This is a genomic window from Microbulbifer aggregans, from assembly GCF_001750105.1.
GTDB lineage: Bacteria > Pseudomonadota > Gammaproteobacteria > Pseudomonadales > Cellvibrionaceae > Microbulbifer > Microbulbifer aggregans.
Map to the genome: position 1 here is coordinate 2,759,210 of NZ_CP014143.1, position 23,929 is coordinate 2,783,138.

General features: G+C 56.2%; 20 protein-coding genes. 16 read left to right on the forward strand and 4 right to left on the reverse strand.

Going from position 1 to position 23,929, the window contains the following annotated elements:
- Positions 1 to 56: 56 nt before the first annotated feature.
- On the reverse strand, positions 57 to 2,297 hold the full coding sequence (locus AUP74_RS11990; RefSeq protein ID WP_226999779.1) for a TonB-dependent receptor: 2,241 nt from the start codon (positions 2,295 to 2,297) through the stop codon (positions 57 to 59).
- 162 nt (positions 2,298 to 2,459) lie between these two features.
- Positions 2,460 to 3,926 carry a sodium:solute symporter family protein gene (locus tag AUP74_RS11995; protein WP_069947775.1) on the reverse strand — a complete coding sequence of 489 codons (1,467 nt, stop codon included), beginning with the start codon at positions 3,924 to 3,926 and terminating at the stop codon, positions 2,460 to 2,462.
- Between the two features lie 134 nt (positions 3,927 to 4,060).
- Here AUP74_RS11995 and AUP74_RS12000 point away from each other — a divergent pair, with 134 nt between their 5' ends.
- The gene (locus tag AUP74_RS12000; protein WP_083260961.1) at positions 4,061 to 4,744 is read left to right on the forward strand and encodes a TetR/AcrR family transcriptional regulator; all 684 of its coding nucleotides are present in this window, start codon (positions 4,061 to 4,063) and stop codon (positions 4,742 to 4,744) included.
- Between the two features lie 109 nt (positions 4,745 to 4,853).
- On the opposite strand, the gene AUP74_RS12005 is transcribed toward AUP74_RS12000, so the two are convergent.
- Positions 4,854 to 5,150 (reverse strand): hypothetical protein, encoded by a 297-nt coding sequence (locus AUP74_RS12005; RefSeq protein ID WP_069947776.1) that lies wholly within the window; start codon positions 5,148 to 5,150, stop codon positions 4,854 to 4,856.
- Positions 5,151 to 5,328: 178 nt separating this feature from the next.
- On the opposite strand from AUP74_RS12005, the gene AUP74_RS12010 reads away from it, so the two are divergent.
- The 6 genes from AUP74_RS12010 (at position 5,329) to AUP74_RS12035 (ending at position 10,918) form a co-directional block, all read left to right on the forward strand.
- A complete protein-coding gene (locus AUP74_RS12010) occupies positions 5,329 to 6,960 on the forward strand; it encodes an alpha/beta hydrolase (protein ID WP_069947777.1) in 1,632 nt (543 codons plus the stop codon).
- Positions 6,961 to 7,044: 84 nt separating this feature from the next.
- On the forward strand, positions 7,045 to 8,286 hold the full coding sequence (locus AUP74_RS12015; protein WP_069947778.1) for a lipoprotein-releasing ABC transporter permease subunit: 1,242 nt from the start codon (positions 7,045 to 7,047) through the stop codon (positions 8,284 to 8,286).
- 41 nt (positions 8,287 to 8,327) lie between these two features.
- The gene (lolD, locus tag AUP74_RS12020) at positions 8,328 to 9,083 is read left to right on the forward strand and encodes a lipoprotein-releasing ABC transporter ATP-binding protein LolD (protein WP_069947779.1); all 756 of its coding nucleotides are present in this window, start codon (positions 8,328 to 8,330) and stop codon (positions 9,081 to 9,083) included.
- The gene (locus AUP74_RS12025; RefSeq protein ID WP_069947780.1) at positions 9,076 to 10,338 is read left to right on the forward strand and encodes a lipoprotein-releasing ABC transporter permease subunit; all 1,263 of its coding nucleotides are present in this window, start codon (positions 9,076 to 9,078) and stop codon (positions 10,336 to 10,338) included. Before lolD ends, AUP74_RS12025 begins: the two co-directional genes overlap by 8 nt.
- 9 nt (positions 10,339 to 10,347) lie before the next feature.
- Entirely contained in the window at positions 10,348 to 10,572 is a 225-nt protein-coding gene (locus AUP74_RS12030) for a DUF7661 family protein (protein ID WP_083260962.1), read from the forward strand.
- Between the two features lie 31 nt (positions 10,573 to 10,603).
- Positions 10,604 to 10,918: a hypothetical protein gene (locus tag AUP74_RS12035; protein WP_069947781.1), complete on the forward strand. Its 315-nt coding sequence runs from the start codon at positions 10,604 to 10,606 to the stop codon at positions 10,916 to 10,918.
- Between the two features lie 18 nt (positions 10,919 to 10,936).
- Here the strand turns inward: AUP74_RS12035 and AUP74_RS12040 are convergent, their stop codons facing one another.
- Entirely contained in the window at positions 10,937 to 11,464 is a 528-nt protein-coding gene (locus tag AUP74_RS12040) for a DUF2062 domain-containing protein (protein ID WP_069947782.1), read from the reverse strand.
- Between the two features lie 301 nt (positions 11,465 to 11,765).
- Between AUP74_RS12040 and AUP74_RS12045 the strand changes: the two genes are divergently transcribed.
- From AUP74_RS12045 to AUP74_RS12090, 9 genes are all read left to right on the forward strand, one after another.
- A complete protein-coding gene (locus AUP74_RS12045) occupies positions 11,766 to 12,446 on the forward strand; it encodes a GntR family transcriptional regulator (RefSeq protein WP_069947783.1) in 681 nt (226 codons plus the stop codon).
- Between the two features lie 3 nt (positions 12,447 to 12,449).
- Positions 12,450 to 13,328 (forward strand): methylisocitrate lyase, encoded by an 879-nt coding sequence (prpB, locus tag AUP74_RS12050; protein ID WP_069947784.1) that lies wholly within the window; start codon positions 12,450 to 12,452, stop codon positions 13,326 to 13,328.
- A gap of 148 nt (positions 13,329 to 13,476) precedes the next feature.
- Entirely contained in the window at positions 13,477 to 14,604 is a 1,128-nt protein-coding gene (prpC, locus tag AUP74_RS12055) for a bifunctional 2-methylcitrate synthase/citrate synthase (protein WP_069947785.1), read from the forward strand.
- Between the two features lie 365 nt (positions 14,605 to 14,969).
- Positions 14,970 to 17,582 (forward strand): Fe/S-dependent 2-methylisocitrate dehydratase AcnD, encoded by a 2,613-nt coding sequence (acnD, locus tag AUP74_RS12065; protein ID WP_069947787.1) that lies wholly within the window; start codon positions 14,970 to 14,972, stop codon positions 17,580 to 17,582.
- A gap of 164 nt (positions 17,583 to 17,746) precedes the next feature.
- Entirely contained in the window at positions 17,747 to 18,925 is a 1,179-nt protein-coding gene (prpF, locus tag AUP74_RS12070; RefSeq protein ID WP_069948868.1) for a 2-methylaconitate cis-trans isomerase PrpF, read from the forward strand.
- A gap of 424 nt (positions 18,926 to 19,349) precedes the next feature.
- On the forward strand, positions 19,350 to 19,859 hold the full coding sequence (locus AUP74_RS12075) for a hypothetical protein (protein WP_069947788.1): 510 nt from the start codon (positions 19,350 to 19,352) through the stop codon (positions 19,857 to 19,859).
- Between the two features lie 109 nt (positions 19,860 to 19,968).
- Positions 19,969 to 20,370 carry a hypothetical protein gene (locus AUP74_RS12080; RefSeq protein ID WP_069947789.1) on the forward strand — a complete coding sequence of 134 codons (402 nt, stop codon included), beginning with the start codon at positions 19,969 to 19,971 and terminating at the stop codon, positions 20,368 to 20,370.
- A gap of 128 nt (positions 20,371 to 20,498) precedes the next feature.
- Positions 20,499 to 23,084, forward strand: coding sequence for a TrlF family AAA-like ATPase (locus tag AUP74_RS12085; RefSeq protein ID WP_226999780.1), 2,586 nt, complete (start codon positions 20,499 to 20,501; stop codon positions 23,082 to 23,084).
- A gap of 257 nt (positions 23,085 to 23,341) precedes the next feature.
- Positions 23,342 to 23,836 carry a hypothetical protein gene (locus AUP74_RS12090; RefSeq protein WP_069947790.1) on the forward strand — a complete coding sequence of 165 codons (495 nt, stop codon included), beginning with the start codon at positions 23,342 to 23,344 and terminating at the stop codon, positions 23,834 to 23,836.
- Positions 23,837 to 23,929 lie beyond the last annotated feature (93 nt).

The window sequence follows — 23,929 nt, forward strand, 5'->3', positions numbered from 1 at the left end:
GGATCGGGTACCTCAAAAACGCGCGGGGTGTTACCCCCGCGCAAGCAGGTGAATGATCAGAACTGATAGGAGAGAGAAGCTGTGATCATTCTCGGGTCGCCGTAGTAACCGATGATGCTGTTGGCGAGCGTTGGGAAGTTATAACCGGCTACACGATACTCCTCGTCGGCCAGGTTTTTGCCGTGCAGCCCCACGGTCCATTGTTCGCTGGGGCTAACCCAGAGCGCGTTCGCATCCACCACGGTGTAGCCTTCCTGGTCGATGGGGGATTCTGTTTCGAACAGGAAGATCTCGCTGCGATAAGAGGCATTGGTATTTAGCATCAGCTGGCCACCGAACATCTCTGTATCGTAGGAAATGCCGAGGTTAATGGTGTTTTCGGGAGTGTTCGAGACCACGCGTTGATCGGCAATGTTGACCGGTGCCAGCGTGGCCGGATCGATGGTAATAAATTCCTCGATTTCAGCGTCGATGTAGCCGTAGGTGAAGTTCACCCGCAGGTTGTCGGTCAGCGCGGCAATGGATTCGATTTCAAGCCCCTGTGCACTGGCCTTACCCGCATTTACCACCTGTCCGGCGAAACTCTCCGCGTTGCCGTCGCCATCGCTGTCGATCAGGATGCTGGTGGTTACCTGCTGATCATCGTAGTCGTTATCGAACAGGGTCACATTCAGGCGCAGACGACCGTCGAGCAGCTGGCTCTTCATGCCGAGTTCCATGGTGCCAACGGTTTCCGGGTCGAAGGGGTCGCCGGAGTTGGGGTTGCCCAACAGGTTCGCCCGCGGGTCGACACCGCCGCTCTTGAAGCCCTCGGCAAAGGAGGCGAACAGCATCACGTCCTGATTGAGATCGTACTCGACCCCTACACGGGGGGAGAATTCACTCCACTCCGGTTCGCGGGTGAAGTCTGAAGCCACGATCTGGTTATTGAAGTCGCCTAGCCCTGCTGTGGCGTTATATGACGAGAAGAAAGAGTCGGTCGACTTTTCATCCTTGGTGTAGCGACCGCCAACCGTTGCTGACCACTGATCATTGAGGGCGTAGGTGCCCTGGGCGTAGAGCGCGGTGCTCTTGGTGCTCACACCACCGATGGTACGGGTGCCGATCAGCGGATTGCCCGCACCGTCGGCAAAGAGGGACTTAAATACATCGAGATCAAAAGCACCGGTGGCTTCACCATCGAAATAATAAAAGCCAGCGACACCACTGAAACGATCGCCGCTGTATGTCAGTTGCAGCTCCTGGCTGAACTGCTCGTCCGTATAACGAGCCTGCGGAGCTTCCACAAGGCTCAGCTGCTGATTATCGAAGTCGATGCTGGTAAGAGTACTTCCCTCGCGCTGGGCAGTGATGGACTTCAGCACCATTGAGTCTGAAACATCCCAGGTCAATGTCAGTGAAGCGCCCTCGTTGACGACTTCCTGGTTTGGGTCGATACCGGAGCGCGTGTCGAAAACATTGTCCAGTGGCGCGGCGCCGGTGACGAATTCATCGGAAATGCGATGACCACCACGATTGTTGGAATCGTCATTGGTCTTGTCCATGTCGAGGCGCACGGCAAAACTCTCCGTGGGCTGGGCCTCGGCTGAAATGCGATAGGCGAGGGAGTCTTTGTTGTAGTTCTCCTCACCCTCGTTGACCGGGCCCATATACTCGCCAAAGCCGTCCCGGTTCAGGCTGGCCACGGCGCCGCCGATCCAGAGCTTGTCGGCAACCACCTCGGTGTTTGCCGAGACTTTCAGGTCGCGCTGGTTGTAGCTGCCTACTGCGGCCTTGACGGAAAGCGGGGAGCTGTCACGAACGCTCTTGGTCACGTATTTAATCGCGCCGCCGATGGTGTTCTTGCCATACAGGGATCCCTGCGGGCCGCGCAGTACCTCGATACGGGCCACGTCGTAGACGTCGAGCAGGGCGGCCTGCGGGCGGGCAAAGTAGATGTCGTCAATGTAGACCCCTACGCCCGGCTCAAAACCCCACAGCGGATCCTGCTGGCCGACGCCGCGGATATAGGCTGTCAGCGTAGAGTTGGTGGCGCGGCTGGCTTCCAGAGTGACGTTGGGTGTCTGCTTGGCGACCTGATCCAGGCGGGTAATACCCAGTTCCTGCATCTGCGACTCGCTCAATGCCGTCACCGCCACCGGAACCTTCTGCAGGTTCTCGGCCTGCTTACGTGCGGTGACGACGACCTCTTCCAGAGCGCCGGTCTTGTCGGACTCCTGGGCGATTGCTCCCACGGTGAAGCTGATGCCCACAGCGGCAGCCAGAGGTTTTAGGAAATGATGTTTTGTTTGGCTCACGGGTGATCCCTCATTCATCGCATTTTTATCGTTATCGATCAGGGCGGTGAGTACGGCTTGCCGCCGCTGAAACTCAACAGTTGTTGAATTCGCTCTTAGGAAAACTCATCGGCTGTTGAAGTGTCAAGGCATTTTTCATCAGCTGTTGAAAGTCGTGCTGGTTTACGCGCCTGTTGAGACTGGCTGCTGTCTCGACGCGCGAGCCAGTCGCCAGAGTTGTAGTATCAGGAAATAGCCCACTGAGATGAGGATGCCGTAGGCGGCGGAGATGGACGGATTGGAAACCCCCGCCACGAAGGTGAACAGAAGGTGGGCGGCGAGGGCGATAATCGCAGCGCTCCCCACCTGCCAGGCTGGGGCAGCATTCTTCCAGAGAATTCCGAAGAGCACCGGCACCAGCGAGGCGGCGCCGAGTCCGTAAACACCCTTTTGGGCGAAGAGGCCCACCAGGGGTGGGGGATCGTAAGCCATCCAGACGGCGATGATACCGATGATCACCAGCACCACTCTGGAAAGCATGAGTCCGCGTCCTTCCTGGAAAGGGCGGCCGCCGGAGAGTGGCTGGTAGATGTCCCGAACGACCATTGCGGAGAGGGCAACGAGAATTCCATCCAGTGTCGACATACCCGCGGCCAGCAGCGTGATACCGATGAAGGCGAGCAGGTACCGGCACGTTTCACTGGCGCCGAACTCGGCGGCGATGTAGCTCGCCACTACAGCGTCTTGTTGCGGGACTTCGAGGCCGTTCAGGCGGGCGTAAAAGCCGACAAAGAGCATCAGCATAAAGCAGACGATGGCCACCGCCGTGGTGCCGACAAAGCGGTTCACGTCGCCATCCTCTTTGAGATACAGCATCTTGGTAAGGATGTGGGGTTGCAGCATCAGGGCGAAGGTAATGAGGAAGCCGCTGCCGAATACCGAGAAAAAGCTGAAGTAGAGTTCGCTGTCCGGGTTTGCCCAGGCGGCAAAGTTCTGGCTGACAGTGCCGAGTGCCTCGATGGGGGCGCCTTCGAAATAGCGCCAGCCGGTGACGAAAATGAGCACGGAGATGGCCAGCATCATCACGCCCTGCAGCGTGTTGGTATAGGCGTGAGCGTAGGTTCCCCCCATCAGCACGTAACTGAAAACAAACAAAGCGATGAGTACCAGTGCGGTTTGCTGGCTGATTGGAAACAGTTGTGCGAGCAGCAGGCTGCAACCCACGAGAATGAGTACCACAAACGCCAGGGACATCAGGTTGATGAGGGCGAAGAACAGGGCGAGCGAGCGGCTCTGGTAGCGACGGTAAATCCAGTCCGGCACGGTGATGGCTCCACCCGCCTCACCCAGGGCCCGGAAGCGTCGGGTGAGTACCAGCAGGGCAGTGATGATACCGGCACCTCCCGCCACCGCGTAGTGAATAAAGGCGGAGACCCCATGCACGTAAACAAAGCCCGGGTTGATGACGAAGGTGGCCGTTGAAGCCACTGAGGCCGCCGTCGTAATGCCGATCAGGTAGGGATTCATATCCCGGTTGCCGATGGCAAAGCCCCGGATATTGCGGGTCTTGCGCATTCCAATCCAGGAAAGCCACAGTGTCGCCACACCATAGGCCGCCAGGCACAGATACTTGAATAGCTCGGCACTCATCGCTCACCCCTTTTATCGTTATGGTCAATGCTTGTTCCGCTATCGCGGGGGCGTGACGATGATTAGATTCAACGCTTGTTGAAGTGTCAAGTGCTGCAGTATTCTTGGGCTCTGATTGAGGAGTGGGCAGATCAATGGCCGAAGTTACTGTGGATTCGAAATCGCGCCGTGGCGTGGAGGCTGCACCAAAAAGCCAGGAGCGCCGCGAGAAGATACTCGACGCCGCTGAAGAGCTGTTTGCCACATCCGGCTTCGATGGCGTCACGTTGCGCCAGATTGCCAAGCTCGCCGGAGTCGACGTGGCCCTGACCAGTTATTACTTCGGCCCCAAATTGCAGCTCTTTGACGCTGTACTCAAAAGGCGCGGTGAAATTCTCAACCGCGCTCGTCTGGATGCGCTGCGCACTGCTGAGGCTGAAGCGGCCCCAAATCCGCCGCCCATTGAGAAAGTGATCGAGGCCTTTCTGCGGCCACTGGAGATCGCTCAAGAGAGTGAGGATCGGGGCTGGCGCAATTACTGCGCTTTGGTGGCCTATGTGAACAACTCACCGGTCTGGGGTAAGAAAATGATCGGTAAGCACTTCGACAAGCTGGTACGGGAATTTACCGCTGCCATGCAGCGTTGCTTCCCTGATGCACCGGCAAAAGATATTTTCTGGTGTTACCACAACCTATCCGGTGCGCTATCACTGACCTTCGCCGATACCGGTCGGATCGATATCCTGTCGAACGGCGCCTGCGAGTCCCATAATTTCAAATCCGCCTATGACCGGATGATCCCCTTCATGGCGGCGGGCTTTCGCGAGATCTGTGGTTAAAGAGAGTTCGAGAGGGGAGGTGCCGCCGACGGCGGCACCAAAAGGCTGCTGCTGCTGAGTACAGCTGCCGAGAAGATAAGGGTGCGGCTGGGGACAGGCCGCAGGGGATTTAACCTTGGGGCTTGCGAACGGTGTGCAGTACCGTGTCCCACTCGAAGTAGACGTAAAAATCCTGATATTCCCAGCGGGTAATGGCCGGGTCGCCAATGGGGCCCTGAATACCGAGCGGCTCGCCGAGGCGGGCGGTTACCTCATCCTTCTTCAGGCCGCGTATGTTCTCTATATAAGTTTCCTTGCCCTGTTCGCCCACAGGAATTTCGAGTTCCTCTGCAGAGGCAACACTGGCGCCGGCCAGCAGGGCGGCGAAGGCAGCGGGGGCCAGCAGATGGAAGGTGGACTTGAGCATGGGTTCCTCTCCGGGATTTCTTTATTCTCGCAGCGGCCGCCATTAAAGCAGAAGTGGCGCCTCAAGTTCTGGAATGTATCACGTTTTCCCGGAAGTGCGTAACGGCGCGCGAACAGCCTGTCTATCGGGGTCTCTATACTGAAGGAGGCGCGATCCCCACTACGACAGGCGGTACGGAATGCGACTCGGCCATTTTCTCTCCACAATCGGGCTGCTATTTGGAGCCAGCTTCTTTGCGTTTTCGTTGACGCCTTCACTGATACCCCGCACGGACTTGATGCAGGGGCTGATTTCCGGCTTCTCATTTGCCGCAGGCTACGGTCTGGGTGTCTTTTTGTCATGGCTCTGGTCGGCGTTGCAGTTACCACAACCCAAAGGAAAAACCCGCCAGTGGCTGCATTGGCTTGCAGTCGCTTTCTGTGCACTGCTGGTGCTGGGATTCCTGTGGCAGGCCACCGGTTGGCAGAATTCGGTACGACAGCAGATGGGCATGGAGCCCGTGACAGGAGTCAGGCCACTGACGGTCTCCTGTGTGGCGGCTGTTGTATTTCTGTTTGTGCTTGGGTTGTCGAGACTTTTCCGGCGCACCTTTCTTTTTCTTTCCCGCAAGCTGGAGCGTCGTATCCCGAGACGGCTTTCCATCATGTTCGGTCTGCTCGCAGCGGTCGCGGTTTTCTGGGCAGTGACGGACGATGTGGTCCTTTCTGCGGGCCTGCACGCCACGGACGCAGCCTACCAAAAACTGGACGCGCGCATGGAGCCGGATCTGCCAGCACCAAAGCAGTCGTGGAAAGCCGGAGGGCCGGGTTCTCTGGTTGAATGGCAGGACATGGGCCATCAGGGCAGGCGCTATCTGTCGCTGGGGCCGACCGGTGATGAGATTGCAGAAGTCAGTGGCGAGGCCAAGGACCCGATTCGGGTGTACGTCGGCCTCAATGCTGCTGACACCCCAGAAGAGCGCGCCAGGCTGGCGCTCGAAGAGCTGAAGAGAGTCGATGGGTTCGATCGCTCGGTGCTGGTGCTGATTACGCCGACGGGCACCGGCTGGGTGGACCCGGGTGGCATCAATTCGGTCGAGTTCCTGCACCGGGGCGATATCGCCAGTGTGGCGGCTCAGTATTCTTACCTCCCGAGCCCGATTGCGCTGATGACCGAGGGAGCCTACGGCGTGGAGACGGCGAAGGCGCTGTTTCGGGCGATCTATGGTTATTGGCGCGAGCTGCCGAAGGAGTCCCGCCCGCGGCTTTACCTGTTCGGGCTGAGTCTGGGGGCATTGAATTCCGATCGCTCATTCGACCTTTACGACATTATCGACAATCCCTTTCAGGGGGCGCTGTGGACTGGGCCACCGTTTCGCAGCACTACCTGGCGCGATGTCACTAAAAACCGCGATCCGGGCTCGCCGGCCTGGCTGCCAATCTTTCGCGAAGGTGCGGTGATCCGCTTTGGCAATCAGGATGGAGGCTACCAGCGCGGTGAGGCTCCCTGGGGCAGCTTCCGTATTGCCTACCTCCAGCACGCCAGTGATCCCATCGTCTTCTTCGAACCTGAGGCGGCGTTCCGCAAACCCGCATGGATGGAGAAGCCACGCGGTCCGGATGTTTCTCCGGAGCTGCAATGGTATCCGCTGGTGACCATGCTTCAGCTTGCTGCCGATATGCATGCCGGGATTGCGCCGGAGGGATTTGGTCACAGCTATGACCCGGCCGATTACCTCGATGCCTGGCTGGCGCTGACCGAGCCAGAGGGGTGGACGGAGGAGGGGCTTGCCCGGGTGCGGGAAAAACTGGCCCAGCGGAACCCGCGCTGAGTTTTGCGGCCCAAGGCCTGTCAGTGCCGAGGAATGTGCCCAAATGCTTGGATTTATTGGCGTTTTTCCGCTTAAATCGCCCCTATGCTAAAACCTGTCCCCCTCTATATCGGGCTGCGTTATGTGGCGGCGCGTCGCCGTCAGCAGTTCATTTCCTTTATCAACGGCTTCTCCCTGTTGGGGATGGCGTTGGGTGTCATGGCCCTGATCGTGGTCACTTCAGTGATGAATGGTTTCGATCGCGAGCTCAAAACCCGCATTCTCAGTGTGGTACCCCACGGCTTTGTCGAGCGGGCAGGGGGGCTGGAGGACTGGCAGAGCATCGCCGAGTCGCTGCGCCAGCAACCCCACGTTCAGGCCGCGAGCCCCTTCGTCAAAGGCTTTGCGCTCTTGGGTGCTGGCGGTACCAGCCACGGGGTGGAGTTCCAGGGCGTGGATCCGGTGGCTTTGCGGGATGTCTCCACCGTGGGGGAGCACATGGTCAGCGGTTCACTCGACGCCCTGCAACCGCGTAGTTACAACATCGTGCTCGGTCGTATTCTCGCCCGGCAGCTGAACGCCATTGTCGGTGACAGTGTCGTCCTCACCCTGCCCGAAGTCGTCGTCACGCCGGCAGGCATCTTCCCTCGGACCAAGCGCTTTACCGTAGCCGGTATCTTTTCCGTTGGCGCCCAGGTGGACCAGGGCGTGGCACTGGTGAATATCGAGGACGCCGCCCGCCTGCTGCGTATGCCCGGAAAAGTGCAGGGGTTGCAGCTCCGCTTCGACGACATGAACAACGCCCTGGGCCGCGTGCCCACTTATGCGGCGGGACTGGGCGATGACTTTTCCGGTGAGGACTGGAGCCAGTCCCAGGGCAGCCTTTTCCAGGCGGTGAAGATGGAGAAGACCGTCGTCACGCTGATGCTGATGATCATCGTCGCTGTCGCTGCCTTCAATATCGTCTCTGCACTGGTGCTGATGGTGGCCGACAAACGTTCGGATATCGCGGTGCTGCGCACCCTGGGCCTGACCTCAAAGCAGATCATGTCGGTGTTTGTGGTGCAGGGCAGTGCCATCGGCATTATCGGCGCCGTCAGCGGCGCTGTGCTGGGGACACTCATCGCCTTCAACCTGACCGATATGGTGACCTGGGTGGAAAACCTGCTGGGGGCGAAGATCTTTGATCCGCGGGTGTTTTTCGTCAGTTTCCTGCCATCCGAATTTCGCACGTCCGACGCGGTGATTGTGTTGACCGCCGCCATCCTGATGAGTCTGCTGGCGACGCTCTTCCCAGCCTGGAGAGCATCACAGATCCAGCCCGCGGAAGCGCTCCGCTACGAGTAAGCCGCGAACAAGCAACGAACAGCCGGGAAACCGAAACCTACATGAATAGCGAAGTGGAACTGAAAACTGCCGAAGCCCCGGATGGGGAGATAGCCCAGCGGGAAGTCGTGCTGGCCTGCCACGCCCTGACCAAGGAATACCGGCAGGGGGGCAGGGATCTGCACGTACTGCGCGGTGTCGAGCTGGAAGTGGCCAAAGGGGAGCGGCTGGCGATTGTCGGGGCTTCCGGATCTGGTAAATCCACGCTGCTCAACCTGCTCGGGGGGCTGGATACACCATCCTCCGGCGAGGTCTGGGTGTCCGGCAGGGATCTGGCGAGCCTCAATGCCAACGAGCGCGGCTGGCTGCGTAACCGCAGCCTTGGCTTTGTGTATCAGTTCCACCACCTGCTGGGGGAGTTTTCCGCGCTGGAAAACGTCGCCATGCCGTTGTTGATCGGTAAGGAGTCGGTGGCCGACGCCCGGGCGGAGGCCGCGGAGATGCTGCGTGCCGTCGGTCTCGGTGAACGCCTCACCCACAAGCCCGCCCAGCTTTCCGGTGGCGAGCGTCAGCGGGTCGCCATTGCCCGGGCACTGGTGACGCGCCCGGCATGTGTGCTGATGGATGAGCCCACGGGCAACCTCGATCGCGCCACCGCCGGTGAAATCCACAAACTGATGGACAGGCTCAACCGCGAGCTGGGTATCAGTTTCGTTATCGTCACCCACGATCCGGATCTGGCAGCGTCACTGGACCGCTGCCTGCACCTCGTGGATGGCAGGCTGGAAAGCGATTGGCACCAGGGTGACCATGTTTAGGCCGCTGCCCGCCTTTATCGGCCTGCGCTATGCCGGCGCCCAGCGTCGTGGCGAGGACTCGGCCGGCTTGGTCTCGTTTATCTCCGGCCTCTCCATGGTGGGATTGATCCTGGGTGTCGCCCTGATGATCGTCGTGATGTCGGTCATGAATGGTTTTGACCGGGAGCTGCGGGAACGCATTCTCGGCATCATGCCCCACGCCACCATCTACAACGCCAATACCGAGATTGACTGGCCTGCCTTGCGGCGCCAGCTGTCCAGTCACCAGGAAGTGGTGGCGGCTGCGGAGGTCTGGCAGGTGAATGCTCTCGCCCGCAAGGGGCGTGAGGTAACGCCGCTGCTCGTGCAGGGTATTAACCCCGAAACCATTGTCGAGGTTTCCAATATCGGTCGCTTCCTCGAACCCGAGAGTCTGGCCGCGCTGAAGTCCTCCGAGGAACCGACGGTGATCCTGGGCCAGGGCATTGCCGAAAAACTGGCGGTCGAGCAGGGCGAGTACGTGTCCCTGATTGTTCCGAGTAGTGACGATGGCGATGGCGGTCGCCGCGCAGCGCGTATCTCCGGTTTCAAGGTGGTCGATATCTTCCACTCCGGCACAGCGCTGGATCATTCCCTGGCACTGTTGGACTGGTCCCGGGCGCAGTACCTGGCTGGCGGCGGGGCGGGGGCCGGCGTCCAGCTGCGCCTGCACGATATGCTCGGTTCCTATTACGTGTTGCGGCAGCTGGTGAACGAATTGCCGGCGCAGAATTTCTACGGCACTGACTGGAGCAGTACCCACGGCAACCTTTACCAGGCCATCCAGATGTCCCGTAACCTGGTCGGTTTGCTGGTGCTGCTGATCATCGCCATCGCGGCCTTCAATGTGGTCTCCACCCTAGTGATGGTGGTGATCGACAAGCACAGCGATATCGCCATTCTCCGCACCATGGGGGCCAGCACCCGCGAGATTCTGCTGACGTTCGTCAGTCAGGGCGCATTGGTGGGCCTCGTCGGTGCCGTCGTGGGTGGAATTCTGGGCGTACTGGGTTCGCTTGTGGTCACCGATCTGGTGGCGGGCCTCGAGTCCCTGTTCGGCGTCCAGTTCCTGAAATCTGACGTCTACCCGGTGGACTATCTGCCTTCTGAACTGCAGTGGGGCGATGTGGCGCTGGTGGTTGGGGCCGGTTTCGTTCTCAGTCTCGTTGCCACCCTCTATCCGGCCCTGCAGGCCAGCCGGGTGCAGCCGGCGGCTGCGCTGCGCAACGAGCAGTAGGTTCCGACAGTGGGCGAGCGTCTCGAATTTGATATCTACGGCCGCTTTACCCTGATGCTGGTCAGGGAAGCTGGATGCTGGCGGGCGTACCGGAAAGGGGAAGGGCGGTCGCGCCCTGAATCCGGGCTGGTGATCCCGTCAGAGTTGCGGGCTGAGGAGCTGCTGACCTTCCTCGATGACTGGTATCACGAGTATGCAGCGCCGGGGCGTGAATTGCGCCAGGTCAATTCATAACAATAAAGTTTGCTGAAGGGATGCAATAACGATGCAAGAAGAATTGCCTTCCACGTCATTTGTGCGCTTCGTGGCGGTATTGCACAGGCCGACAATTTTTTGGTGGCCGTTTCCCTTTATGCGTCCGGAAGAAGGGCGGAGATTCGGCAAGTTCCGGCTGTTTACCTGTGGGATGCTCTACCCGCTTTTTCTCTGGAGCGTGGTCTCTTTAATCCTTTTTCTAAAAAAGGGGATGGGGATTGAAGAGCTCTGGATGTTGTTCCCCGCGATGTCTGTTACTTTCTTTCTCTATTTTGCACTTGTCGCCTACTGCTGGGATCGAGTCCATACTCGCCGTGGGCATTGATGTCCTGTCACCATTACCTCAGCTGACCGCCGAGCGGCGCTGCGCGATGCGCATCTTCCAGCGCTTCACCACGTGCCAGCGCCAGAGTCCCTGCATGGCAAAGTAGGATACCGTCGCGAAGAAAATTCCGGCGAGCAATGAGCCGAAGAACAGCGGCAGCCAGATTTTACCCACCTCGTCGGTCAACCATTCCCACGACAGCTCCAGCTTGAACTCCAGCGGCGGCGTGCCGAGGATCCAGGCGCCGAGCTTGTAGGTCGAGTAGAAGATGGCGGGCATGGTGACCGGGTTGCTGATCCACACCAGGATCATGGACAGGGGCAGGTTACAGCGGAACCACAGCGCCAGCAGGGCGGCGATGACCATTTGCCCGGGCAGGGGCAGGAAGCTGGTGAAGACGCCCACGGCAAAAGCGACGGACACGGAGTGCCTGTTCAGGTGGAAGAGGTTCGGGTCGTGCAGCAGGCTACCGAAAAATCTCAGGCCCTTGTTGGCGCGAACCTGATCGGGAGTCGGCAGCCAGCGCCTGATGATACTCTTCGGCATAACTCAAATAATCCGGATACCGGCGGCCAGAAACTTTGCCAGGATTCTCTCCGCGCTTTCGCGCGGGTCTGTCACCCATCAAAAAGCATAGAGTGCTAAAGGCAGTGGGGCACGGCTGAACCCCGTGCGGGCGCTATTATGCCCGCAACACGGTTTTAAGACTACCGTCCCTCTTCAGGTCGCGATTTCCCTCAAACTGTCAACAATTGTCACTAGGTGACCCACTGTATTTGGTGCGATCCCTTGCATTGGGTTCGTTTCATCAGTAGATTGTCGACAATCTTGAGGTGGAGAGTGCCGTATGGATCTTGGGGAGCGACAGTCGGAGCTGCCGGAGGGCAATTTAAGCCTGGCTGAGCGCCTGTACCTGACCCTGCGTGGCGAAATTGTCGAAGGGCATATACCCGCCGGTAGCAAGGTCAGTGAACCGGAGCTGGCGCGGCGTTTCAATGCCAGTCGTGGCAGCCTGCGCGAAGCACTGATGCGCCTCGAGTCCCTGGGGTTGCTGGAGCGGCGGGTCAATGTGGGTGCGCGGGTCGTCGATCTGACCGAGCGCGGCCTGCTCGAGCTATACGATGTGCGCGAAGCCCTCGAAGGTATGGCTTGCCGACTGGCCGCAACGGAGCGGACGGACGAAGACCTGAAGGCCTTGCGGCAGATGCTCGAACGGCACGAACAGCAGGAAGAACTGCAGGCCGGGCGCGCTTATTTTCAACCGGAAGGGGATTTCGACTTCCACTTCCGCATCGTGCAGGCCTCCCGCAACGATCTGCTGATCGACACGCTCTGCAACCGCCTCTACTACCGGGTGCGCATGTACCGCTACCAGCTGGGTATGGCCAGCCCCCGGGCCAAGCGGGCTTTCCACGAACACAGTCACATCATTGAGGCCATTGAAGCCGGCGACGGTGAATTGGCCGAAATCCTCATGCGCAGGCATATCCGTGCCTCGCGTCAGAACATCGAGAAAAAGCTGAGGTAGACCATGAGTCAGAACCCTTCCGCCGGCGCACGTTTCCGCCAGGCGCTCGTCGAAAACCAGCCCCTGCAGGTGGTTGGCACCATCAATGCCTACTCGGCCATCATGGCAGAGCGGATCGGCCACAAGGCCATCTACCTGTCTGGCGCCGGGGTTGCCAACGCTTCCTACGGTCTGCCGGACCTCGGCATGACCAGCCTCGACAATGTGCTCGAGGACGTACGCCGCATCACTGCCGCCAGTGAACTGCCGCTGCTGGTGGATATCGACACCGGCTGGGGCGGCGCCTTCAATATTGCCCGCACCATCAAGGAAATGATCCGCGCCGGTGCCGCAGCGGTACACATCGAGGACCAGGTGGCCCAGAAGCGCTGCGGACACCGCCCGAACAAGGAGATCGTCTCCAAGGAAGAGATGGTTGACCGTATCAAGGCGGCCGTGGATGCCCGCACCGATGACGACTTCTTCATCATGGCCCGTACTGACGCGTTTGCGCAGGAAGGACTGGATGCCGCCATCGAGCGTGCGCAGGCCTGTATCGAGGCCGGTGCCGATGGCATCTTTGCCGAGGCAGTGACCGAGCTTGAGCACTATCGTGCTTTCAAGGACGCACTGAATGTGCCGATCCTGGCCAACATCACCGAATTCGGAAAAACCAAGCTCTACAACAAGGCAGAGCTGGCAGAGTCCGGTGCCGATATGGTCCTGTATCCGCTGTCTGCCTTCCGCGCCATGAACAAGGCCGCTGAGAATGTGTACACCAGCATTCTGGAAAACGGCGACCAGCAGGCGGTGGTCGACACCATGCAGACCCGTGCGGAGCTGTACGATTACCTGAATTACCACGAGTTTGAAGACAAGCTCGACGCCTTATTCAAGAAGTAAGTGATTAAGAAGTAAGAATTCAACTTTGTACCCACCGTCATCCCGGCCCGGCCGGGATCCAGCACAGATTGCCCGAGCGCACATTGCTGGATGCCGGATTCCGCCCGGCATGACGCAGTAAAAACTTAAATCGATAGGGGAATGAACGATGGCAGAGAAGAAAGTTGGTGGCGCAGGCCTGCGTGGTCAGGTTGCCGGTAAGACAGCACTTTCCACCGTAGGTAAATCCGGCTCCGGCCTGACCTATCGCGGTTACGACGTCAAAGACCTGGCGGAAAACTGCGAGTTCGAAGAAGTAGCCTACCTCATTTTCTACGGTGAGCTGCCCACCAAAGCGCAGCTGGCGGACTACAAAGGCGTCCTCAAGGGCATGCGCGGTCTGCCGCAGGCACTGAAGGAAGTGCTGGAGCGTATTCCTGCCGATGCCCACCCGATGGATGTGATGCGTACAGGCTGTTCCATGCTGGGCAACCTGGAAGGCGAGGAGTCTTTCGAGCAGCAGCAGGATCGCGCCAACCGCCTGCTGGCCGCGTTCCCGTCCATCATCTGCTACTGGTACCGCTACAGCCACGATGGTGTGCGCATCGAAACCGAAACCGAGGACGACTCCATCGGCGGTCACTTCCTGCACATGCTGCGCGGCGAGAAGCCGAATGCGCTGCACGAGCAGGTAATGAACGTGTCCCTGATCCTGTACGCTGAGCACGAGTTCAACGCGTCTACCTTCACCGCGCGCGTTTGTGCCTCCACCCTGTCTGACCTGTTCAGCTGCATCACCGGTGCCATCGGCTCCCTGCGTGGCCCGCTGCACGGCGGTGCCAACGAAGCAGCCATGGAACTGATCGAGCGTTTCTCTTCTGCCGACGAAGCAGAAAAAGAACTGCTGGGCATGCTGGAGCGCAAGGAAAAGATCATGGGCTTCGGCCACGCGGTGTACACCGAGTCCGACCCGCGCAACGCCATCATCAAGCAGTGGTCTGAAAAGCTGGCCGCTGACGTCGGTGACGAGGTGCTGTACCCGGTTTCCGTACGTTGCGAAGAGGTCATGTGGCGTGAGAAGAAGCTGTTCTGTAACGCCGATTTCTTCCACGCTTCCGCCTATCACTTCATGGGCATCCCCACCAAGCTGTTTACGCCGATCTTCGTTATGTCCCGCGTAACTGGCTGGGCCGCCCACGTATTTGAGCAGCGCGCCGACAACCGCATCATTCGCCCGAGCGCCGAGTATGTCGGTCCGGAACTGCGCAAGGTTGTGCCGATTGCCGAGCGAGGCTAATAGAGCCTTTCAAACTTTTGGCAAGGCCCCCAGAGCGTTATGCCAAGGGTCTGGTACCGGTGGCGGTTTACCAGACCTTACGCGGCCATGGATGGCCGCGTAGAGCTTACAAGGATGTATTTAAGGCGTGTCTGGTAAACCGCCACCGGTAGCAGGCCCGCCCCGAGCTCCAACGGCTTAGCTGGTTCTGGGCGCCCCCGATACGGATGGTCCTTTGTGAGACACGCTGTGGATACGTCCCTGTACGCTCTCCACGGCCATCCCTGGCCGTGGAAGGTCCCACAAAGGACCATCCGTATCGGGGGCTCGGCATCCTCCTTCATCTTTCTTTTCGGCTGTGAAAGTCGCTGAACGCGTTAATTGTTATGAATACCGAATACCGCAAAAAACTTCCCGGCACAGACCTCGACTTTTTCGACACCCGAGAGGCGGTCGAAAAGATCAAGCCGGGTGCCTATGCAAAACTGCCGTATACCTCGCGTATTCTGGCGGAAAACCTCGTGCGTCGCTGCGAGCCCGAGCAGCTCACCGACGCCCTGAAACAAATCATCGGTCGCAAGCGTGACCTCGACTTCCCCTGGTTCCCCGCGCGCGTCGTCTGCCACGATATCCTCGGCCAGACCGCACTGGTGGACCTCGCCGGCCTGCGCGACGCCATCGCAGAGAAGGGCGGTGATCCGGCCAAAGTGAACCCGGTAGTACCGACCCAGCTGATCGTCGACCACTCCCTGGCCGTCGAACATCCCGGTTTTGAAGAAGACGCGTTCGAAAAGAACCGCGCGGTGGAAGAGCGCCGCAACGAAGACCGCTTCCACTTCATCAACTGGACCAAAACCGCGTTTGAAAACGTCGACGTCATCCCGCCCGGCAACGGCATCATGCACCAGATCAACCTGGAGAAAATGTCTCCGGTGGTGCAGGTGAAAGACGGCGTCGCCTTCCCGGATACCTGTGTCGGTACCGACAGCCACACCCCGATGGTCGATGCGCTGGGCGTCATCTCCGTGGGTGTGGGCGGCCTCGAAGCCGAGAGCGTGATGCTCGGTCGCGCCTCCTACATGCGCCTGCCCGACATCGTCGGCGTCGAACTGACCGGCAAACTGCAGCCCGGTATCACCGGTACCGACATGGTGCTGGCCCTGACCGAATTCCTGCGCCGCGAGCGCGTGGTCGGCGCCTACCTGGAATTTTTCGGCGAAGGTGCCTCCAGCCTGAGCCTGGGCGACCGCGCCACCATCGCCAACATGACGCCGGAATACGGCGCTACCGCCGGCATGTTCGCCATCGACGAGCAGACCATCGACTACCTGAAGCTCACCGGCCGCGACGACGAGCAGGTCGCCCTGGTAGAGAAGTTCGCGAAAGAAACCGGCCTCTGGGCAGACAGCCTGAAAGACGCCGAATACGAGCGCGTACTCAAGTTCGATCTCTCTTCCGTTGGCCGCAACCTGGCCGGCCCGTCCAACCCGCACGCACTGCTGCCGGTATCCGAGCTGGCCAACCGCGGCATCGCCCAAGAAGGTTGGAGAGAGAAGTGGGAGGAGAAAGAAGGCGAGATGCCGGACGGTGCGGTGATCATCGCCGCGATCACCAGCTGTACCAACACCAGCAACCCGCGCAATATGATTGCCGCGGGCCTGATCGCGCGCAACGCCAACAAGCTCGGCCTGACCCGCAAGCCCTGGGTAAAAACCTCCCTGGCACCGGGGTCCAAGACCGTAAAAATGTATCTGGAAGAAGCCGACCTGCTGCCGGAACTGCAGCAGCAGGGCTTCGACGTGGTCGCGTTTGCCTGCACCACCTGTAACGGTATGAGCGGCGCACTGGACCCGAAAATCCAGAAAGAAGTCATCGACCGCGACCTGTACGCGACTGCCGTGCTGTCCGGCAACCGCAACTTCGATGGCCGTATCCACCCGTACGCCAAGCAGGCCTTCCTGGCTTCGCCGCCCTTGGTCGTTGCCTATGCCATCGCCGGCACCATCCGCTTCGATATCGAAAAAGATGTACTGGGCCACGACAAAGACGGCAACCCGGTGACTCTGAAAGATATCTGGCCGAGCGACGAAGAGATCGACGCGATCGTCAAACAGAGCGTGAAGCCCGAGCAGTTCCGCGAGGTCTACATCCCGATGTTTGACCTGAGCAAGGCGGAAGAAGAGAAGGGCGAGCCGCTGTACCACTGGCGCCCGCAGAGCACCTACATCCGCCGCCCGCCATACTGGGAAGGCGCACTCGCAGGTGAGCGCAGCCTGAAAGGCATGCGTCCACTGGCGGTGCTGGGTGACAACATCACCACCGACCACCTGTCGCCGTCCAACGCGATCCTGGCCAGCAGTGCTGCCGGTGAATACCTGGCGAAAATGGGTCTGCCGGAAGAGGACTTCAACTCGTACGCCACCCACCGGGGCGATCACCTCACCGCCCAGCGCGCCACCTTCGCCAACCCGAAACTGTTGAACGAAATGGTGCGCGACGACAACGGTGCAGTGAAGCAGGGCTCTCTCGCGCGTATCGAGCCGGAAGGCAAGGTCACCCGCATGTGGGAAGCCATCGAAACCTACATGGACCGCAAGCAGCCGCTGATCATTATTGCCGGCGCCGACTACGGCCAGGGTTCCTCCCGCGACTGGGCCGCCAAAGGCGTGCGCCTGGCCGGTGTGGAAGCGATTGTGGCGGAAGGCTTCGAGCGCATTCACCGCACCAACCTGATCGGCATGGGCGTGCTGCCGCTGGAATTCCAGCCGGGCACCACCCGCGAGACCCTGGGCATCGACGGTACCGAGACCTTCGATGTGATTGGCGAGCACAACCCGGGCACTACACTCACGCTGCTGATCCATCGTAAAGACGGTGAAACGGTAGAGGTGCCGGTGAAATGCCGCCTGGATACCCAGGAAGAAGTCTCTATCTACAGCGCCGGCGGTGTACTGCAACGCTTCGCCAATGACTTCCTGGAAGCGGAGGCCAACGCCTAACCCCATCCATCGTCATACCGGCGCAGGCCGGTATCCAGAAAACCTCGTCATCCCGGACCTGGTCCGGGATCCAGCCAAACCCTCGTCATGCCGGACTTGATCCGGCATCCAGGAGGCACTGGATCCCGGCCTACGCCGGGATGACGGACAATGTGAGTAAACCCATGACTCATGCCCCCCAAATCAAAGTCCCCGCCACCTACATGCGCGGCGGCACCAGCAAGGGCGTGTTCTTCCGCCTGCAAGACCTCCCGGAATCCGCCCAGGTCCCAGGCCAAGCAAGAGACAACCTGCTACTCCGCGTAATCGGCAGCCCCGATCCCTACGGCAAGCAGACCGACGGCATGGGCGGAGCCACCTCCAGCACCAGCAAAACCGTCATCCTGTCGAAGAGCGAGCAGCCGGATCACGACGTGGATTACCTGTTCGGCCAAGTCTCCATCGACAAGCCGTTCGTGGACTGGTCCGGCAACTGCGGCAACCTCACCGCAGCCGTCGGCGCCTTCGCCATCAACAGCGGTTTTGTGGATGCAGCGCGTGTACCTGAGAACGGCATCTGCACCGTGCGCATCTGGCAGGCCAACATCAAGAAAACCATCATCGCCCACGTCCCCATCACCAATGGGGAAGTGCAGGAGACCGGTGATTTCGAACTGGACGGCGTCACCTTCCCGGCGGCCGAAGTGCAGATCGAATTCATGGACCCGGCGGATGGCGAAGGGGCCATGTTCCCCACCGGCAACCTGGTGGACGATTTAGAGGTGCCGGGCGTCGGCACCCTGAAAGCCACCATGATCAACGCCGGCATCCCGACCATTTTTGTTAATGCTGACGAAATCGGGTACGTGGGTACCGAGTTGCAGGAAGCCATCAACGGTGACGACAAGGCCCTCGCCATGTTCGAAACCATCCGTGCCTATGGTGCGGTGAAGATGGGCCTGATCGAAAAGGTGGAAGAGGCAGCCGCTCGCCAGCATACCCCCAAGGTCGCGTTCGTCGCGGCACCGAAGGACTATGAGGCCTCCAGCGGCAAGCAAGTGGCCGCAGGGGATATCGACCTGCTGGTGCGGGCCCTGTCCATGGGCAAACTGCACCATGCCATGATGGGCACCGCCGCCGTCGCCATTGGTACCGCCGCTGCGATTCCCGGTACCCTGGTCAATGAAGCTGCTGGGGCAGGGGAGCGCAATGCCGTGACGTTTGGCCATCCGTCCGGCACCTTGCGAGTCGGCGCGGAAGCGGAAATCGCCAACGGACAGTGGACTGCTACCAAAGCCATTATGAGCCGCAGTGCGCGGATTCTGATGGAAGGGTGGGTGAGGGTGCCCGGAGACTGTTTCTAATCAGATCGCGTCGGGCCCGCTTGCCAGCGAGGAATTCCTGACGCTGACTATAGATGACCGGGAAAGCGAGCCTCGAGAGGGGCTCGCTTTTTTTGTGCCCGAAAGGTTTTGTACAAAATTCAGACAAGGCGGAGTCGGGCATCGCTACATCAGCAGCAGGAGTCACTGAATTGGTTGGTGTAATGCCAAGTCATTGACTTAAAAGGCAATTAAAATACTATCGAATACAGCCATATCCAGAATTATAAAAACGCGCCGCAGCCATATTTTTGAGATACATTCGAAGCTCCAGTAACTTGCTGATTTTGAAGGGCTTTCTCTGGATCCTTTGTAAAGTCGCGCCGAGTTACAAGGAGCTGATTTATTTAGACAAGTCCATCTTTTGAATAAACTGTGAGGCGCTCAGAAATAGTCAGAGGTGTACATGTCGCTGCCGAGAGAATTCCCCAGCGTGTTTTGTGAACTCCATAAGCTTGAATTTGACTATGGAGATGGTATCGATTTTGAGCCATACCAAGAATTCATGTTACGCGAGGAAGTCCAAAGCTGGTTTCAAGCATGGACGGGAAATCAAAATGTTGAGTGTGATGATTACCTAATTTTTGGACAGGATGGCACTGGAGGTTATGCGGCGATATGGCCTATCCGGGAAGGCAAGAATCTTATCGAACAACCCATAGTTTTCTTTGGATCTGAAGGGGAGCTAGGGATAGTCGCCTCAAACTTTTCCGATTATCTGTGGCTGTTAGCCAGCAATCATGGTCCGTACGAAGCTATTGCCTACCCGGATGATGAGCGGCTATCCAATGAGGTCTTCTTGGCATTCGCGAATACATATGCAACGACACCGAGAAGGCATGTTTTGCAGATCATTGACGATGCCTCTTTTGAATTTCTGGAGTTCGAGCGAAAAATCCGCGCGCTTTGCGGCTAAAACGGCCTAACCAATAGTTGTAGTTCGTTTTGGGCCTCCGGCCCCACGTCGGCCGACCTTTTCAGGACGCTCCTAAACAAAGGCGTTATGTATCCTTAAGGTGAGTGAGATGAAATATTCAGTCCTTGTTATCTTATTGCTATTTTCTAGTATTGGGAGTGCGGACGTGTATCAGTATTGCCAAACTCAAATAGAGATAGTCAAAAATCTTTCCAAATTGTCGTCGGAAGAGCTCATCAAGAAAAAGTCTGAAGTGGCGAAGTCTGATTCTATTGAAAGCCTGACTAAAGCAACGGGTACTGACTATCCGTCGATGATCTCGATGCTTTCTAAGGAGAATGTCGCTGAGGACAAAGCTAACCTTTTCGTAATGAAAGGGATGAAGGCCTTTGAGATGAGAAATATCAGTTTGGCTATCAATATAAAGGAATTGCCCAGAGAGCCTGACGATTATTTTTGGAATCAAGCGTTTGATATGTGTGTTAAAGGAAATCGTGATCAATTTGAATAAATGGGATTAGATCAAATTTATGGCGTTAACTTGATTGAATAAATGTAATGCCAAAATATTGATCTGACCGCATTTTTTTCTTTAGTTAATGGCTATTTTTTTGTAAGAGGGAGAAGGGGTTTGGGATCATGACAATAAAAAGTGTTGGAAGTCGTTGGTATAAATTTGATTTTCATACGCATACCCCCGCGTCTTCAGATCATAAGAATGCTGGGGAGACAGAAACTGATTGGTTAAGGGCTTTAATGGAGGCGGAAGTCGATTGTGTAGCGATTACTGATCATGTATCTGGATCTTGGATTAATAGAATAAAGGCAACCTATGCAGAGCTTGATATTGCTGAATCTTGGTATAGACCTTTACATATTTTTCCTGGTAGCGAGATAACTATAACGACAGGTCAGTCGCGCGTACATATTCTTGCCGTATTTGATCCATCGTGTAATGAAGCGACGGTTACAGGTGTACTTGGCCAATGTGGAATAGTACAGGGGCACGGAGACGCCGAGTTTACCTCTTCGACAAAATCCATTGATGATGTCATTGAAATTATTCAACGGGCTGGCGGTGTGGCGATACCAGCTCATATCGATGGTCCAAAAGGATTGCTTCATAATATCCAAAACTCCAATCAGGAAATCGAGCGATGGCTGAAGAAAATTGAGGCCGTTGAATGCGTCAATTTGGATTTTCTAAATGGGGTATCTGAAGAGCTTAAGAAGGCCTGTGCACATTTGGCGCTAGTCCGTGGTTCTGATGCGCATAAGTCGGAGGATCTAGGTGGTAGGGCATCTTGGATTAAGATGAGCAAGCCTTCTATTGAGGGGCTAAAGCTCGCTCTGCATGATGACACTTTCTGTGTCGTAAATGGTGATGAGAACCCTAATACATTGCCAAACCTTTACTTAGAAGATCTAAGTATTGAAAGCATGAATTACTGCGGAAGAGTTCCTGGAAAGCCTGCCAAATTTCAATTGCACCCCCTCTTTAATGCAGTTATAGGTGGTCGAGGCACGGGAAAGTCGACTTTTATTGAGTCGATCAGGCTCGCACTAGGTCGTGACAGTGAAATTTCTGAACTAACCCATATTCACGATGAAATTCAATCCTTCAAAAAAGGGGTTACTAATTCTGATACAAAAATATCTGTAACCGTTAATCGAAGGGAAGAGTTATATAGGTCAATTTGGCGCCATGAAGAACCTGTCGCGATAGAAAAATATTCGGAATCAGAAGGTGCATGGTCTGTCGATAATGGTGACCCTAAGGATCGATTTCATGTCAGTATTTACAGTCAAAAGCAAATTAATGCACTTGCGTCAAACGCAAATAGCTTGCTTGACATAATTGATCATTCTGATCAGGTGAATGTGGCGCAGTGGAGGGGTGATTATAATGAGGAAAAGAATAGATATTTGTCGCATGAGAGAGATATTAGGCAGTTAGAGAATGAAATTAAAAATGCTACTCATCTGCAGGCGCAACTTTACGATGTGAATAGTGACATAGAAAGCTTTGAGAAAGGGGGCCATAAAAATGTCTTTAATGACTATCAGAAGCTGGTCTCTGCAAGGCAGTCTATTGAAGAAGCGGGCAATGTTGACGCATTAGTTGATTCTCTCTTGGGTGTTGAGTCTATCGCATGTCATGATCTTTCCTTCTTTGGAGATAAAGAATTACCGGAAGATTTAAAGCAGGTCAAAGATATACATGGGATATTTATTGCTGAAGTTGAAAAGATTAAGTTAGAAGCTGCCGGATTAAGAGAAAAATTAGTCGGTATCGTAAAAGCCAGAAAAGAGTCAATAGATGATTCTGCGTGGTCAAAAAATGCCGAAGATATCGAGGGGAGGTACCATGAGGTGGTCTCTGAATACAAAAACAGAGGCGAAGAGTTTGATCCTGCTCAATATGAAATGTGGTTGCAAACCAGAAATAGAATTAAAGAGAAGCTCGGAAGGATTGAAGAGCTTAAAGATAGACTTGAAGAGAAGAAAAAGTTAAGTAGGAAAAGTTTAAAGAATGTGTTTGTTCTAAGAAGAAGGCTGCAAATTAAGCGCGCTAGATTTATTAAGGAAGTGATCGGCGATAACCCCTATGTGAGGATGAAGCTACTTCCATTCTCAAATACGAAAACCATTGAAGAAAGTTTTAGAAAAGCTATAGGTGTTGAAAAGGGCTTTTCTTCATCAATTTACCAGGAAGGCCAAGAGAATAGTCTTCTCCATAAGTTAGTTGAAGCACCTAAAGATTTGTCCCTGAAGAACAAAGTTAAGCTTTTAGATGATCTAAAGAAAACGGTTATCGGGTTTTCTATGGGGTTAGATATTCCAGGTGTTCGGCTAGATCGGAGATTGGCTAATTCATTGGAAGATAAGGCGGAAAATCAGCCGGAATTGTTTGATAGATTTACCATTTGGTGGCCAGATGATTTGCTGGTTGTTGAGTACGCTAAGGATATTGAAAAAGGAAAGTTTGAAAATATTGAAAAAGGCTCGGCGGGTCAAAAGGCTGCCGCCATTCTTGCATTCCTATTGAGCCACGGTGAGAACCCAATTATCGTCGATCAACCTGAAGATGATCTGGATAATGCTCTTATCTATCAATTGATAGTTTCGCAAATACACCAAAATAAAAAGCGTCGCCAAATAATTATGGTCACACACAATCCAAATATTGTTGTCAATGGTGATGCGGAGTATGTGAATGTTTAGAAGTTTACCGGTGGTCAAATTCAATTGATGGATGCCGGTGGTTTGTGTGAGCAGAAAATTCGAGGACATGTTTGCGAGATAATGGAAGGAGGCACGACCGCTTTTGAAAAGCGCTATCACAGGCTAAGGGCAGTGTGATCGCAGATTAACAAGCAATATTGGGGGCAGAGTAAAATATTGGTGCTCCATACCACTGTGGTGTTTGCTGTCAAAATGTTACTCTGATCCCAATTTTCCTATCATGCAAAGGGGGCAATGTGGACGCTAACGTAGCGAAGCTTGTCGCAACTGACAAGCTTCAGGACTGGGGGGAGGTGGCGTCCGAGATCAAAGGACGTAATCGGAGCAAAACTTTCCAGGTGGCCGCTCCACTATGGATCAAGCGAATGGTAAATGAAGGGAAACTGCTGCTAAATCCTTCGATTATAGCTCAGCTACGCGAACAAGAGTGGATTCCTACTGAGCTTCAGAAGCAAATGATTTGGGCGAGTATTGTTTGCAAGTTAGACAGTCCAGAGCAGAGGCAAGAGAAAGCTCGGATTCGATCATTGATCCAAAAGCGTTACGATAACGAATGGTGGGAAGAGGTTTATGAAAGAGCAGGAAGAGTTTGGCCTGCGTGGGATCGGTATAAAAAAAATATTCTAAGCGTTGGTACTGCCACAGCGACTTTGGCTGCGCACAGTTCGGTGCTAGGTCAAGCGTTTAACCGAGAGTTCGAGGCGATTTTAAAAATGGTTCCGGCCTTGTGAAGGTGGCAATCTTTAATAAGGCGGCGAATATGTAATTTTGGTCAGAGAACAATAAATGGGGACAGGTCAATATTGTGACGTTCATTGGTTTGG

Bases quoted from the DNA above. Each gene is read 5' to 3' on its own strand.
- AUP74_RS11995 (WP_069947775.1), bottom strand. From the start codon at position 3,926: ATGAGTGCCGAGCTATTCAAGTATCTGTGCCTGGCGGCCTATGGTGTG.
- AUP74_RS12000 (WP_083260961.1), top strand. From the start codon at position 4,061: ATGGCCGAAGTTACTGTGGATTCGAAATCGCGCCGTGGCGTGGAGGCT.
- AUP74_RS12005 (WP_069947776.1), bottom strand. From the start codon at position 5,150: ATGCTCAAGTCCACCTTCCATCTGCTGGCCCCCGCTGCCTTCGCCGCC.
- AUP74_RS12010 (WP_069947777.1), top strand. From the start codon at position 5,329: ATGCGACTCGGCCATTTTCTCTCCACAATCGGGCTGCTATTTGGAGCC.
- AUP74_RS12015 (WP_069947778.1), top strand. From the start codon at position 7,045: ATGCTAAAACCTGTCCCCCTCTATATCGGGCTGCGTTATGTGGCGGCG.
- lolD (WP_069947779.1), top strand. From the start codon at position 8,328: ATGAATAGCGAAGTGGAACTGAAAACTGCCGAAGCCCCGGATGGGGAG.
- AUP74_RS12025 (WP_069947780.1), top strand. From the start codon at position 9,076: ATGTTTAGGCCGCTGCCCGCCTTTATCGGCCTGCGCTATGCCGGCGCC.
- AUP74_RS12035 (WP_069947781.1), top strand. From the start codon at position 10,604: ATGCAAGAAGAATTGCCTTCCACGTCATTTGTGCGCTTCGTGGCGGTA.
- AUP74_RS12040 (WP_069947782.1), bottom strand. From the start codon at position 11,464: ATGCCGAAGAGTATCATCAGGCGCTGGCTGCCGACTCCCGATCAGGTT.
- AUP74_RS12045 (WP_069947783.1), top strand. From the start codon at position 11,766: ATGGATCTTGGGGAGCGACAGTCGGAGCTGCCGGAGGGCAATTTAAGC.
- prpB (WP_069947784.1), top strand. From the start codon at position 12,450: ATGAGTCAGAACCCTTCCGCCGGCGCACGTTTCCGCCAGGCGCTCGTC.
- prpC (WP_069947785.1), top strand. From the start codon at position 13,477: ATGGCAGAGAAGAAAGTTGGTGGCGCAGGCCTGCGTGGTCAGGTTGCC.
- acnD (WP_069947787.1), top strand. From the start codon at position 14,970: ATGAATACCGAATACCGCAAAAAACTTCCCGGCACAGACCTCGACTTT.
- prpF (WP_069948868.1), top strand. From the start codon at position 17,747: ATGACTCATGCCCCCCAAATCAAAGTCCCCGCCACCTACATGCGCGGC.
- AUP74_RS12075 (WP_069947788.1), top strand. From the start codon at position 19,350: ATGTCGCTGCCGAGAGAATTCCCCAGCGTGTTTTGTGAACTCCATAAG.
- AUP74_RS12080 (WP_069947789.1), top strand. From the start codon at position 19,969: ATGAAATATTCAGTCCTTGTTATCTTATTGCTATTTTCTAGTATTGGG.
- AUP74_RS12085 (WP_226999780.1), top strand. From the start codon at position 20,499: ATGACAATAAAAAGTGTTGGAAGTCGTTGGTATAAATTTGATTTTCAT.